12 protein-coding genes are annotated in these 12,727 nt (G+C 64.7%); 6 read left to right on the top strand and 6 right to left on the bottom strand.

The features are described 5' to 3' along the window. Nucleotides 1-7: 7 nt before the first annotated feature. Nucleotides 8-778, bottom strand: coding sequence for an IclR family transcriptional regulator (locus ACQ5BE_RS08490; RefSeq protein ID WP_430296601.1), 771 nt, complete (start codon nucleotides 776-778; stop codon nucleotides 8-10). A gap of 194 nt (nucleotides 779-972) precedes the next feature. Between ACQ5BE_RS08490 and ACQ5BE_RS08495 the strand changes: the two genes are divergently transcribed. The 4 genes from ACQ5BE_RS08495 to ACQ5BE_RS08510 all read left to right on the top strand — a co-directional run bounded on the left by ACQ5BE_RS08495 (nucleotide 973) and on the right by ACQ5BE_RS08510 (nucleotide 3,657). After that, the gene (locus tag ACQ5BE_RS08495) at nucleotides 973-2,343 is read left to right on the top strand and encodes an MFS transporter (protein WP_430296602.1); all 1,371 of its coding nucleotides are present in this window, start codon (nucleotides 973-975) and stop codon (nucleotides 2,341-2,343) included. Further along, entirely contained in the window at nucleotides 2,344-3,225 is an 882-nt protein-coding gene (locus ACQ5BE_RS08500) for a DUF6282 family protein (RefSeq protein WP_430296603.1), read from the top strand. A 131-nt stretch (nucleotides 3,226-3,356) separates the two neighbouring features. Further along, a complete protein-coding gene (locus ACQ5BE_RS08505; protein WP_255405261.1) occupies nucleotides 3,357-3,482 on the top strand; it encodes a hypothetical protein in 126 nt (41 codons plus the stop codon). 52 nt (nucleotides 3,483-3,534) lie between these two features. After that, nucleotides 3,535-3,657, top strand: coding sequence for a hypothetical protein (locus ACQ5BE_RS08510; RefSeq protein ID WP_430296604.1), 123 nt, complete (start codon nucleotides 3,535-3,537; stop codon nucleotides 3,655-3,657). On the opposite strand, the gene ACQ5BE_RS08515 is transcribed toward ACQ5BE_RS08510, so the two are convergent. The 5 genes from ACQ5BE_RS08515 to gmd form a co-directional block, all read right to left on the bottom strand. Further along, entirely contained in the window at nucleotides 3,650-6,271 is a 2,622-nt protein-coding gene (locus tag ACQ5BE_RS08515) for a hypothetical protein (RefSeq protein WP_430296605.1), read from the bottom strand. The genes ACQ5BE_RS08510 and ACQ5BE_RS08515 overlap by 8 nt on opposite strands. A gap of 149 nt (nucleotides 6,272-6,420) precedes the next feature. Continuing rightward, nucleotides 6,421-7,815, bottom strand: a complete 1,395-nt coding sequence (locus ACQ5BE_RS08520; RefSeq protein ID WP_430296606.1) for a sugar transferase — start codon at nucleotides 7,813-7,815, stop codon at nucleotides 6,421-6,423. Nucleotides 7,816-7,889: 74 nt separating this feature from the next. Then, nucleotides 7,890-8,057 (bottom strand): hypothetical protein, encoded by a 168-nt coding sequence (locus tag ACQ5BE_RS08525; protein ID WP_430296608.1) that lies wholly within the window; start codon nucleotides 8,055-8,057, stop codon nucleotides 7,890-7,892. 29 nt (nucleotides 8,058-8,086) lie between these two features. Further along, the gene (locus ACQ5BE_RS08530; RefSeq protein ID WP_430296609.1) at nucleotides 8,087-9,055 is read right to left on the bottom strand and encodes a GDP-L-fucose synthase family protein; all 969 of its coding nucleotides are present in this window, start codon (nucleotides 9,053-9,055) and stop codon (nucleotides 8,087-8,089) included. Beyond that, entirely contained in the window at nucleotides 9,055-10,089 is a 1,035-nt protein-coding gene (gene gmd / locus ACQ5BE_RS08535; protein ID WP_430296610.1) for a GDP-mannose 4,6-dehydratase, read from the bottom strand. Before gmd ends, ACQ5BE_RS08530 begins: the two co-directional genes overlap by 1 nt. Nucleotides 10,090-10,362: 273 nt before the next feature. Here gmd and ACQ5BE_RS08540 point away from each other — a divergent pair, with 273 nt between their 5' ends. Together ACQ5BE_RS08540 and ACQ5BE_RS08545 are read left to right on the top strand one after the other, a co-directional pair. Continuing rightward, entirely contained in the window at nucleotides 10,363-11,370 is a 1,008-nt protein-coding gene (locus ACQ5BE_RS08540; protein WP_430296611.1) for an STELLO glycosyltransferase family protein, read from the top strand. Then, a complete protein-coding gene (locus ACQ5BE_RS08545) occupies nucleotides 11,371-12,492 on the top strand; it encodes a glycosyltransferase family 4 protein (protein ID WP_430296612.1) in 1,122 nt (373 codons plus the stop codon). It abuts the gene before it with no gap. The last annotated feature ends 235 nt before the right edge of the window (nucleotides 12,493-12,727 follow it).

Below are 12,727 nucleotides of genomic sequence, written 5' to 3' on the forward strand. Positions count from 1 at the left end.
CCGGCGGTCAGCGCATCCGGGCGGCGATGCTCGCCCCGGCGTTGACTACCTCTCGGGTCACTTCGGGGAGCCGGTCATCAGACACGTCCTCTTCCCGGCCGGCGACCTGGACGGCCCCGAGGAGGTGGCCCTCCCGCGACCGCACGGGCGCGCTCACCGAGACTGCCCCCACCACGCGCTCGTTGCGGGAGACGGCGTACCCCTGGGCGGCGATCTCGTCGAGCAGGGACAGGTACTCGTCCCGGGGGATGGCGGTCCCCCCGGCGGTCTCCACTTTCTCCATGTCGCCCAGGATCTCGTCCCTGCCGGGCTTGTCCATGTAGGCGAGGAACACCTTCCCGGCGCCCAGGTGCAGGGGGAGCCGGCCGCCGACTGGGAGCTGGTAGCGCAGCGGGCTGCTGCCCTCCACTCTGGCGACGAGGACGCGGGCGGAGCCCAGCCGCACGGAGAGCGACGCCGTCAGGCCGAGCGCCGCGGCGAGCTCCTGCAGGACCGGCGTGGCCGTGAGCACCAGGTGGTTCCCCACCAGGAACGAATGTGCCGCGGCAAGTGCCGCCGCGCCGACGCTGTATCCCGCGGAGTCCTGGGCGACGTAGTTCCTGCGCTCGAGCACCTTCAGGATGCGCTGCGCCGTCGCAATGTGCAGCCCGGTGCCGCGGGCGACCTCAGCCAGCCTGAGCGGCCGCCCGCTGTCCGAGAGCAGATCCACCACATCGAACGCCCGCTCCACGGAGCGCATCGTCGACCGCTCCTGATTGGAGCCGCTCTCGTCCGCCATCGTCCCTCCTAGGGTCATGGAGAAATCTATGCCATCGCCCCGCCGCGGCCTGAACCGGTCCTTCAGCCGGCCGCTCGCCAACCCCGGGTTGACAGCGCAGTATGCGACACATCACACTGGATTGTCCTGATAGTCACTATCATACAGTGATAGATGAATGCGGGGCGTACGCTCCTCCAAGGAAGAGAATTTCGATGAAGAGAATCACTGAGACGCCCGACCTCTCCACGGAGGGAGCACGCATCAGCACCACAGACCGCGGACCGGCGCAGAAGCGGGCGGTGTGGAAGACGGCGATCGCCGGCGGGGCGGGCTCGGTCATCGAATACTACGACTTCTCCCTCTACGCGAACCTCGCCATCTACCTCTCCGCCGCGTTCCTCTCCCGCAGCGATCCGGGCACGGCCCTTCTGGACACGCTCGCCGTGTTCGGCAGCGGCTTCCTGATGCGCCCGGTGGGGGCCCTCTTCTTCGGCTGGCTCGGCGACCGCCACGGCCGCCGAACCTCGCTGCTCACCAGCGTGGTCCTGATGGGGCTGGCCAGCTCCGCCGTCGGCATCCTGCCGACCTACGCGGCCCTCGGCGTCGCAGCACCCCTCCTGCTGCTGGTCCTGCGGCTGCTCCAGGGCTTCTGCGCCGGGGGAGAGGCCAGCGGGGCCTCGACCTACATCGCCGAGAGCGCGCCAGCCCGACTCCGAGGGTTCTTCGGCGCCTTCAACCCTGCCGGCATCGCGATCGGCACGGCAATGGCAGGCGGCCTCGCCGCCGTCGTCAGCGCCGTGATCGGCAGCGCGGCGATGTCCGAGTGGGGGTGGCGGGTGCCGTTCCTGCTCTCCCTCCCGCTGTCCTTCGCCGTCCTCTTGCTCCGCAGCCGCCTGCCCGAGTCCGCGCAGTTCGCCAAGAACGTCCGCACCGGGGTCGCCGCTGGCAGCCCGATCCGCGCGGCACTCGTGGGGGAGTGGCGCGCTGTCGTGAAGCTGGTCCTGCTCGCCTTCTCCATGACCTGCACCGCGTATGTCGGGCACGTCTACCTGAACACCTACCTGACGGCGCAGCTGCACCGCCCGGCCGAAGAGGCCCTCGGAACGAACTCGATCATCACGGTCGTCTTCGCCCTCCTCATGCCCTGTGCAGCCTGGGTCTCGGACCGCTTCGGCCGCCGACGGATCTACGGTGCGGCCATGGTCGGATACATCGTCCTCGCGATCCCGGCCTTCCAGTGGATGGCGCCGGACAGCGGAGTCCCGCTCGCGCTCGCCATGGCGGTCTCCTTCATCCCCTGGGTCTTCGCCCAGGCCGTCGGCTACCCGCTCTTCACCGAGCTCTTCGGCGCCAAGGCCCGCATGACCGGCGTGGCCTTCGGATTCGCCCTCGGCACGATCCTCGGTGGTGGCTTCGGGCCCTACGTCGCCCAGCTCCTCATGACGGCGACCCACTGGAACCTTGCCCCGGCCGCGTACATGGCGGCGTCGGCGCTCGTCGGCCTCATCGCGCTCCGGTTCGTCGGGCCCTCCAGGATCGATGACGTCCCCGCCGAGACCGCGGCAGAACCGGAACGGGACTGAATGGGCGAGCTAGAGGAGGCACTGAAAGGGGCCATCGACCTCCACACCCACCCCGCGCCGGACATCGTCCAGCGTTCCCAGACGGTTGCCGAGGCCATCATCGACTTCGCCGCGGCCGGGTACGCCGGGTTCGTGGCCAAATCCCACGTCGCCTCGACAGCCAGCCTCTGCCGTGCCGCCAATACCGGCGCGCAGGCGCAGGCTATCGGGGCCATCGCCCTCAACCGGCCCGTCGGCGGCCTGAATGCCGGCGCGGTCGAGGTCGCAGCCCGTCTCGGCGCGCGCGTCGTCTGGCTTCCGACAGTAGACAGCCGAAGGCAGCGAGAGCAGGCTACGACTCCCGGGCCAGCCCCCGTCTGGGCAGACACCCAGGCAGAGCTGGCCCGCACGCCCGGCTACGGACCGCCGATCACGGTGCTCAAGGACAGCGGCGTCGTGCCCGAACTCCACGACGTCCTCGACGTCGTGCGAGAACACGGGCTGCTCCTGGCCACAGGCCATCTCGACTGCGACGAGGTGTTCGCCGTCATCGGCGCGGCGAAGGACCATGGCATCGATCGCATCATGGTCACCCACCCCGATCTCCCGCGGCAGCGGATCACCCTCGAGGCGCAGGCCGAAATGGCCCGGCGCGGTGCCTGGATCGAGAGGACCATGGCATCCGTCCTCGAAGGCAAGCTCCCCCTCGAGAACGCACTGCGGGGCATCCGAGCCTGCGGACCGGGCTCCACTCTCCTCACCGGAGACCTCGGCCAGCCGCACAACGGACCCATCGCCAACGGAATCAAGCGGTGGGCCACCTGTCTGCACGACGCCGGATTCGCCCCTCAGCAGATCCACGAGCTCCTTGTGACCAATCCGCGGGAGGCCCTGCAGTCTTAGCACTTCGACATTGACTTGCGCCTGTTTTGAATTCGTGCGAAAGCCCTGTAAGTCTGGTCCTGCAGCAGCAGCTGCCACGGTTGCCATTGCCGTGCCGCTCAAGACGATGGGGGCCAAGAATGAGTCGGAAGATGAGCTACCGGCGCCGTGAATGGGCGCTGCGCAACGAGCACAGGATCAACGCCGTCTCCGGCGTCCTGGTGGTGGCCGCCGCGCTGGCCGTGGCCGCGTTCATCCTCCTGAACCTCAACCGGTAGCGGTCCGGCAGCGGCCACTCTCCCCAACTACTTTCGGATCCGCGCCGCGCTCGTGGGCACGCACGACGGCGAGGTGCGGCGCCCGCTGCTCGAGAGCCGAGTGCGCTTCCGGGCCCTGGCGGAGGCGGCGCTCGCCAGGCTCGGCGCGGCCGATCCGGTGGCGGCGGTCAGCTGAATCTGGCCGCGTAGGCATCGAGGATCCGCCGCCAGCGCTCTTCGACGTCTCGGTATGGTTCGAGCCACTGCGTGGGCGGCAGCGTGACGGGAAGCCCGAGCGAGCTGAGGAGGCATTCGATCGGGATCCAGATCCTCCCCCGTCCGCTCCGGTTCTCAATCTCGTCCCGGATCTGCTCCAGGGCCCTCCGGTCCCCGGCAACCATCGCGCGCAGCGTCTTGACAGTGGCGGTGCGGTGGCCGAGCTGGCCGGACAGGGCGATCCTGTCCAGCGCCTCAAGTCGCGCCACCGGCGCCGGGTCACCGAGCGGGTCGAGGAGAGCCTGAGAGGCCAGGGCGTCGCGGACGACGGCGCTGAAGCCTACGGCGTCGCTCTCGGCCTCCAGACTGCGGGCCTCTTCGGGACTGACATCGGCGGAAAGGATGGTCCGCCACTTCAAGAGGCTTCCCACCGCCTCCAGCCTTTCGCGCTGGGCATCCCGCTCGCCGGTCCGTTCGATCACGCGGGCTTGGAAGGCGAGCCAATCGTCCGGCCTCCCGTGGGCCAGGTCCACCTTCACGAGAACCCCGCCGCGCCGAGAAGGCGGAAGGCTCTCGATGCCGTCGATGGCGTCGCGGAACCGCCGGGCGGTAGCAAGGGTCAAGACCTTGTGGTAGCTGTGCAGTTCACTCGGAGCTCGCTCTTCCAGCTCGGCGAAGACTCTGTAGGACTCGTCCCAGCGGGAGCTGTTCCGGAGCCCGTAGCCGAGGTGACGGCCTGCCGGCATCGCCAACGGGTGGTCTGAGGCCAAGATCCGCCGAAGGAGCTTCCACCGTTCTTCTTCGGGCAGGTCATACGTTTTGGCCGAAATGAAGTCCAGGACCGATTGCCCATAATCCGTTGCCGAGGCGACGGGAACGTGCTTGACGAGGCCCGAGATGGACGGCCCGTACACGATCGCCTTCGTCAGCCAGTCCGCGTACTTCTCGGAATCGGATGCGCCGATGTCCGCCTGCTGTTCGCAGACGAGCGTGATCGCGAGCCCGACCGCTGCCAGCGAGAGCGGCCCGTCTTTGGCTGAGGACGCCTTCGCGTAGCGGTGCCGAAGCTGCTCGAGAGCACGAGAAGCGGCCTCCTCCCAGTCCCTTTCCGCCCACCCGCCTGATACCCGGTGTCCCGCGGTGCGGAGCGCGTGGCGTACTTCGTCGTGCATGCGGTAGGGGAAGCGTCCGTCGTCGCGGCGCTCGACCATCGGCCGGCGGACCGCCCGTTCGGCTGCACCGTGGTCCACGTCCGCGGCCGCGGCGATGAGCTCGGTGTCGAAGTAGGTGAAGAGCGAGGCGGCTCTCAGGGCCCGCTGTTCGTCCTCCGGAACGTATTCGAGGACCCGCTCGACGAGCGTGACCAGCGACCCGGACACGTGGTCGAGCGTGACCGCGGGAGCGCCGTTCATCTTGGCGTAGATCGCCGCGGTGAGTGCGAGCTCGAGGTAGAGCGGGAGGCCACCCGAATTCTTCACGAGGTCATCCACAACTCCCTCCGGGATGACGAGTTCGGAATGCTCCGCGGCCTTCGAAATCACCTTGCGCGCATCCTGGTCGGAGAGCTTCCCCACCAGGTGCTGGCGCGGGTCGTCAGTTGTCTGGCCGGCTAGGCCTGGCCAGATCAGGGGACCGACGTGCTTCAGTTCGGTTCTGCTGGTGTCACACCAGTCGATGGCATCGCGACCGGTCACGACGAAGAGGACGTTCGGCATCCGCCAGACCAGTTGGTTGAAGAGGACTTCGCCGTTCCGTCGGGGGTCGAGGCTCAGCCGTTCGAAGTGGTCGACGAAGACGACGACCATCGGCTGCTTCTCCTTGCCGTGGTTCTGCGCGAGTTCCAGGGCCAAGAGCGAGGCCAGCTCGAGGATGAGGTCTTCCCGGGGTTCACTTGAGGACGGCTCGTCGACGAGGCGCTCGATCAAGGACCGATAGCCATCGAAGGACTCGAAGGCAAGCCGCCGTGTGTGCCGGCGCCGGATTGCCCCTACGGCAATCCGTGCCCAGCCGACTCCGCTCGAGACAAGCGGGTCTACATGGGCGAGGTCGGTCAGCTCTACCCCGATCTCCGAGAGGGCCTTGCTCACCGTCTCCTCAATGGCGGAGGAGAACCCGTTGTCGTGCATTCCTGCCGTCGGCAGCGGCTCTCCGGGATGCGCCGACTGCCAGTATGCGGCGAAGGCGAAGTCGAAGGCCGGCCAGGACCTCTTGAGCCGCCCGAGAGACAGGCGGATTGCTTTGACGGCGTTCAGGAGCTCGAAGTGTCCGCCCTTGCCCTTGAGGTCGATTCGCACAGCGTGGTCGACGACCGTGGAGGGCTTCTGCCCCCAACCGTCCATGCGGTCTTCGAGCGAAAGCCGGTCCAGCGCCCAGTCTTCAAGTCGTTCCGAGAGCTTGGTTTTCCCGACGCCGCCCGTTCCAGCGAAGGCGAGGACATTCCTGCGCGCGTCCGTCAGCTCGTCTTCGCTGTCCAGCAGGCGCCGAAAGCTCTCGAGCGATCTCTTGAACGCGGTCGATTCCGCGATCCTGTCCGTGAAGATCTCCGACGGGCCCGGCACATCGCCCCGGGTCACCTTGTCCATGCTGAACTTCATGCCGCCCCCCTCGGCACACGCCGAACGCGTGATGCTGGGGTATTTGTATCAGTGCTGCATGCACGAAACCAGAAACTGACGGGGACGTACGGGAAGGTTACCTGCTGACCGGGCAGGCGGAAGCAGGTTCCCTGAGTGCCGAGGCTCGGTCAGTACGCGCCACTCTTCCCGACGACGGCCCGGAGGGTCCGTAGCACGATCATGAAGTCCTGAGTAAGGGACCAGTTCTCCACGTAGTAGAGGTCGAGCCTGATCGAGTCCTCCCAGGAGAGGTCGCTGCGCCCGGAGACCTGCCAGAGGCCGGTGATGCCGGGCTTGACGAGGAGGCGGCGGTGGGCGAAGTCGTCGTAGCCGGCCACCTCGGAGGGAAGCGGCGGACGGGGCCCGACGAGGCTCATCTCTCCGCGGAGCACGTTGACCAGCTGGGGGAGCTCATCGATGGAGTACCGGCGCAGCACCCGGCCGAGCCGGGTGATGCGGGGATCGTGCTTCATCTTGAAGAGCAGCCCGGCGCCTTCGTTGTCGCGCTGGAGCTCCTTGAGGCGTGCCTCCGCGTCCACGATCATCGAGCGGAACTTCAGCATCTGGAAGGGCTTGCCGGCCCGGCCGATGCGGGTCTGCCGGAAGATGACGGGCCCAGGGTCGTCGACGAAGACGGCGAGGGCCACGAGGAGCATGGGGATGCTCAGCACGGCCAGGATGGCGAGGCTCGCGACGATGTCCACGCTCCGCTTGAGGACCCGCTTGCCACCCGTGAGCTTCGGAGTGGTCACGTGGATGAGCGGCAGGCCCGCCACGGGCTGCGTGCGGATGCGGGGTCCGGCAATATCTGTGAGCGCGGGGGCCACGATCATTCCCACGTCGCGGGCGGCAAGCTGCCACCCGAGCTGCCGAAGCACCTGCGGGGGGAGGGCCGCGCCCGAGATGGCGACGGCGTCGACTCCGGTCCGCTCGACGATGCTCACGATGCTGTCGAGGTCTTCGGAGTATCCCAGGACGGGGAGCTCGCGCACGGGGGTCCGGAATTCAGCCCCGGGGTGGCCGGGCAGGTACGCGGCGATCGGAAGATAGCCGGCCTCGAGGTGCTCGCTGAGCTGACGTCCGGTGTGGGCGGCCGCCGCGGGGGAACCGACGACGAGCACCCGCCGAAGGTGCTCGCCGTTGCTGCGGGCTGAGACCAGGACAGCGCGCATGACCCACCGGGCGCCGAGCAGGGTCACGATGCCCAACGGCAATGCGACGGCTACATAGCCGCGAGCCGTGTCGAGCTGGAACACGTAGGAGACGATGGCGATGGCGCCGAAGAGCCACAGGGACGCGGTGACGACGCGCTTGTACTCCTCGGGGCCATAGCCAAGGATGTTTGTCTCCCGCGTGCCCCAGGCGCCGAGGACGATCCACCAGGCGACGGCCACGAGGACGGTGACCAGCCAGTAGGGCGCGTGCCACTCGCCGGCCGTTCCGACGAGGGAGTCGCTGACTGTCCCAAACCGGACGAGCTGGGCGCCTGTGGCGGACCAGATGACGCACCCCAGATCGGTCAACTGGAGCCTTCGCCGGTGCCTCGCTGCATCTGAAGCGCGGCGCTGAGCTGCGGATTGGAGGGTCTGCGGAAGGCTCATCGGCCAAGCGCGCCGGCGAACTGGACGCCGATGACGTTGCAGGCGAGGTCGAGCTGAGGTGGAAGCGGCACTTGGCCGGCACGCATTTGCCGGGCCCTGGCATTGTTCTGCAGCCCGCCGCTCGTCCACTCGATCCGACCTGCACCAAAGATGTTCGCGTGCATGGTTTCCCCAACATTCAATGCCAACAGCGCTACTTGCGGAAGTCGTCCTGGTGTTCGCGGAACCACTCGACGGTGCTCCGAATGCCGTCCTGAAGCTGGATCCTCGCCTTCCACCCCAAGGCTGAGAGCTTGCTGACATCCATGAGCTTCCGGGGCGTGCCGTCAGGCTTCGTAGTGTCCCACTCGATCGCGCCCGAGTATCCGACGGCGTCAGCGACAATGTGGGCGAGCTCCTTGATGCTGACGTCCTCGCCAACGCCCACGTTGACCTGCTCGGGGCCGTCGTAGTTCTCGAGGAGGTACAGGCAGGCATCAGCCATGTCGTCCACGTGCAGGAACTCGCGCAAGGGTGCGCCAGTGCCCCAGTTGGTAACGTTCGCTGTGCCGCTGAGGCGGGCATCCTCATAGCGGCGGATCAGAGACGGGAGTACGTGCGACCCGGTGGGGGAGAAGTTGTCACCCGGGCCGTAGAGGTTCGTCGGCATGGCGGAGATCCAGGGGAGACCGTATTGCCTCCGGACGGCCTGGACCTGAAGGATCCCGGCGATCTTGGCTATCGCGTAGGCGTCATTGGTGGGCTCGAGGTGTCCGGTGAGGAGGTACTCCTCCTTGAGCGGCTGCGGGGCGAGCTTTGGGTAGATGCACGAGGAACCGAGGAAGAGCAGGCGCTCCACCCCGTGCTCGAGCGCTGCGTCCATGACGTTGGTCTGGATTCGCAGGTTCTCGCTGAGGAAGTCGACGGGGTAGGTGTTGTTGGCCAGGATGCCTCCCACCTTGGCTGCCGCTAGCGCGACATAGCGGGGCTTCTCCATTTGGAAGAACTCAAAGACGGCGGCCCTGTCCTTGAGGTCCAGTTCAGCAGAAGTGCGCCCAACGAGGTTCCTGAATCCCTCAGACCCGAGCCTGCGCCAGATGGCTGATCCCACGAGCCCGCGGTGACCCGCAACATAGAATTTGGATGCACGGTCCAGAGAAGAGGGGACGAACGTCTCGGTCATCAGACGAGGACCTTCCAGCTGTCCAGATCAACGGAGTCAATCCACTTGCCACCGGCATGCTTAAGCGCCTCGATGTCCGCGTCCACCATCAGCCGCGCGAGCTCGGGGGTCTTCACGGTCGGCACCCAGCCCAGCTTCTGCTCGGCCTTCGAGTAGTCGCCGATCAGGGCGTCGACTTCCGTAGGACGCAGGTAGCGTTCGTCGAACCGCACATAGTCTTCCCAGTTGAGGCCGACATGGTCAAAGGAGTGCTGGAGGAAGTCGCGAACGGTGTAGCCGGCACCGGTGGCGAGGACGAAGTCTTCCGGCTCATCGGCCTGGAGCATGCGCCACATGCCCTCCACGTACTCGGCGGCGTAACCCCAGTCGCGGACGGCATCGAGGTTGCCCATGTAGAGCTCTGACTGCACGCCGGCTTTGATGGCGGCGACCGCCCGGGTGATCTTTCGCGTGACGAACGTCTCGCCCCGTCGAGGGGACTCGTGGTTGAAGAGGATCCCGTTGACCGCGTACATGCCGTACGCCTCGCGGTAGTTCCGGGTCACCCAGTAGCTATAAACCTTTGCTGCCCCATAGGGAGAGCGCGGGTAGAAGGGAGTCTCCTCGTCCTGCGGCGGTGGGGTCGCGCCGAACATCTCCGACGACGAGGCCTGGTAGTAGCGGGTGCTGATGCCCGCCATACGAACGGCCTCAAGGAGGCGAATCGCGCCCATGCCTGTTGTGTCCCCAGTGTGCTCCGGCTCATCGAATGACACTCGCACATGGGACTGCGCAGCCAGATTGTAGACCTCGTCAGGGCGGATGTCTCCGAGCAGCGTCACGAGACGGGCGCCGTCTGAGAGGTCTCCGTAGTGGAGGAAGATGCGGGCATCGGGATCGTGCGGGTCAGTGTAGAGGTGGTCGACGCGTGCCGTGTTGAACGTTGAAGCGCGGCGAATGAGGCCGTGGACCTCGTAGCCTTTCGCGAGTAGCAGCTCCGCGAGGTATGAGCCGTCCTGGCCAGTGATACCAGTGATCAGCGCGGTCTTAGGCATGCGTCCCCCATCGTGTTGGTGCCGGAATGGCTCGTCGCCGAGCCCTAGCCTATATCCTCCGACCATTTCGGGTCGTTGAGTGCAGCCGTACGCTCGATGCTGAACAGCGTTCTGAGTTGGTGACTGCGACCGATATAGGATCCTCTACGTGTACGGGGGCGCGCAGGAGCAAGGTGGAAGCGTGCAAGCCGCCCTTCAGGGAGCCGTTCTTGGCCCCTTCGACGTCAACCGCTGTGGTCGCTGCTAGGTCGGCGGCTGGAGAAGGGGGAAAGTATGATTGAGCAAGCGATGGTGCTCACAACTATCAACGCACCAACAAAAGCCGTTCTCGAGTTGAGCCAGTCCAGTCAGTGGCCGCTCATTGTCGTGGGCGATAAGAAGACGCCGTCTGATTGGCAGTGCGAAAAAGTTGTATTCATCTCTGCTGCCGAGCAGATGAATTCAGAGACGAACCTGGCCAAACTGCTTCCTTGGAATCATTATTGTCGGAAAAATCTCGGGTATCTCGCGGCTATGGCATTAGGGACATCGAGAATCGCCGAGACGGACGATGACAACCACCCTAAGGGATGGCCTCATGCGACGCCCGAGGACACTCTAGTCGCCCCCGTGCTATCCAGCCATGGATGGGCGAACATATACGAATACTTCACAGATTCGGTGATCTGGCCGAGAGGTCTTCCACTTACTGAGATTAGCGGAGCCCTGCCAAAGTGGGAGGACCTAAAAACGGAAGTGAGAAGTATAGGGGTTCATCAGTATCTCGCCGCAGGGGACCCGGATGTGGACGCCATCTACCGCCTTACGGTGGGGCGAGATGACCACACGTTCGAACCCCGCTCGCTCATCTTGGACTCAGGGACTATGGTGCCGTTTAATTCGCAGTGCACCATTTGGACTCGTGCAGCATATCCGCTCATGTATCTACCTAGCCATGTGAGCTTTCGTATGACTGACATCTGGCGCTCTTTCGTCGCGCAAATTTGTCTTTGGGCGATGGGATCTCATGTGGCTTATCACGGGGAGGGGGTATATCAGGAAAGGAATGCCCACGATCTTCATCGCGATTTTCTGCAGGAAGTGGTGGGTTATCAGCGCAATGACGATATCTTCCATGCTCTGAGATCGCTAGAGTTAAGTCCTCTTGCTTCGGATGCTGGCGCCAACCTGCGAAGGTGTTATGAGGCGCTCGAGAAGATCGGCATCGTGGAATCACGGGAGCTAGAACTAGTTGACGCTTGGCTAGCTGACATTTCCTCGGTCATTGGGAAGGTCGGCTAGATGACGCCCATGATTGCTGTGGCAGCTGCCGGTGACCCGCGAAATTCCCGCACCTGGAGTGGTACGCCAAAGGCCCTTGTCGAAGCACTCGAGCGCCAAGGTTTTGACGTGCTAGGGTTCTCGGGTCAAACAGAGCCGGGGTGGAGGAACGCAGCCTATCTACCCCAGATTATGCTCCACGGAGCGGGCGCCAGACGTTTTCGCCATTACTATGGACCTATTTTTGAACGTAACGTGAATGAGTACCGACGTTTTCGACAAAACTATGCTGACTTGCGCGTGATCCACACCGACTACATGTGGCTAGATCCAGCGGACGTGGGCCCCGCCGACTTTCTGTATCGCGACACTGGATGGTCTCAATGGGCCCGATCACGGGGCCTCAACGCGCGGCTTGCGTCCCGCATAGGCGATAGATATAGAACGCTCCTAAGGAAGGTCGGCCATATCTTCGTCACGTCCGAATGGGCGAAAACGCAAGTGATCCTTGATGGTGCTCCTGCGCAAAAGGTCAGTGTGGTGGGAACAGGGGTGGGAAATCTAATCTCGTCTTTCGACGGCGAGAAGGACTATACCAATGGCATGACTCTTTGCGTGGCAAAGGTTCGCCACTGGGATAAAGGCGTTGATCTCCTAGTAGGCGGGTTCAAGATCGCTCGATCTCGCCGCCCCGACTTGTCCCTTCATCTCGTGGTGCCCCACGGAAGCGTCGCGGAAGGCGCGGGCATTTACACGTATAGCGATCTTGCGCCCTCCGAGCTCGTCGAGCTGTACCATCGTTCCAGCTTGTATGCGATGCCTGCACGAAATGAACCCTACGGTCTCGTATATCTCGAAGCGCAACTGGCTGGATTAGCTCTGCTTGGTTCTTCATCTGGAGCTTTCCCTGAATTTGCCGAGCACGGCCGGTCTGGGGTAATAGTTGACAATCTGTCGCCTTTGTCAATAGCGCAGACGCTCTTATCGATGCATGGCGATGCGAAGGCCCTAGCGTCCATGGGTAAAAGAGGTCAATCGACGGCGCGTTCGGCCAGCTGGGATCGTACGGCGGGGGCGATGGTGAGAGAGATGTTTCTCGGCGACAAATGCTCCGGCATTCCCAAGGTTGCGGAACAAGGATGAGGCGAGGGGACTGAAAAAGGCCTAGGGTGTGTCTCGCGAATGGGTTGGGTGTTGGCGGAGAGGCTAGCGGGGTGAGAGTCGTCGTGCTGCCTGAACGATGCCTAGTGGGGCTCTTCGGATCTAAGCATGGTTCGGGGTTCTCCATGGGCGGTGGCCGCCGGCGGATAGCAGGCATCTGAGTCTGTAGTTTTCGAAGTTGCGGAAGCCGCGGGCGATGCGACGGGTGGTTTCGATG

This window comes from Sinomonas sp. B1-1 (assembly GCF_050474465.1).
GTDB classification, from domain to species: Bacteria; Actinomycetota; Actinomycetes; order Actinomycetales; family Micrococcaceae; genus Sinomonas; species Sinomonas flava.

Excerpts from the sequence above, each read along its gene's own strand:
- ACQ5BE_RS08490 (WP_430296601.1), bottom strand. The coding sequence starts at position 778 with ATGGCGGACGAGAGCGGCTCCAATCAGGAGCGGTCGACGATGCGCTCC.
- ACQ5BE_RS08495 (WP_430296602.1), top strand. The coding sequence starts at position 973 with ATGAAGAGAATCACTGAGACGCCCGACCTCTCCACGGAGGGAGCACGC.
- ACQ5BE_RS08500 (WP_430296603.1), top strand. The coding sequence starts at position 2,344 with ATGGGCGAGCTAGAGGAGGCACTGAAAGGGGCCATCGACCTCCACACC.
- ACQ5BE_RS08505 (WP_255405261.1), top strand. The coding sequence starts at position 3,357 with ATGAGCTACCGGCGCCGTGAATGGGCGCTGCGCAACGAGCACAGGATC.
- ACQ5BE_RS08515 (WP_430296605.1), bottom strand. The coding sequence starts at position 6,271 with ATGAAGTTCAGCATGGACAAGGTGACCCGGGGCGATGTGCCGGGCCCG.
- ACQ5BE_RS08525 (WP_430296608.1), bottom strand. The coding sequence starts at position 8,057 with ATGCACGCGAACATCTTTGGTGCAGGTCGGATCGAGTGGACGAGCGGC.
- ACQ5BE_RS08530 (WP_430296609.1), bottom strand. The coding sequence starts at position 9,055 with ATGACCGAGACGTTCGTCCCCTCTTCTCTGGACCGTGCATCCAAATTC.
- gmd (WP_430296610.1), bottom strand. The coding sequence starts at position 10,089 with ATGCCTAAGACCGCGCTGATCACTGGTATCACTGGCCAGGACGGCTCA.
- ACQ5BE_RS08540 (WP_430296611.1), top strand. The coding sequence starts at position 10,363 with ATGATTGAGCAAGCGATGGTGCTCACAACTATCAACGCACCAACAAAA.
- ACQ5BE_RS08545 (WP_430296612.1), top strand. The coding sequence starts at position 11,371 with ATGACGCCCATGATTGCTGTGGCAGCTGCCGGTGACCCGCGAAATTCC.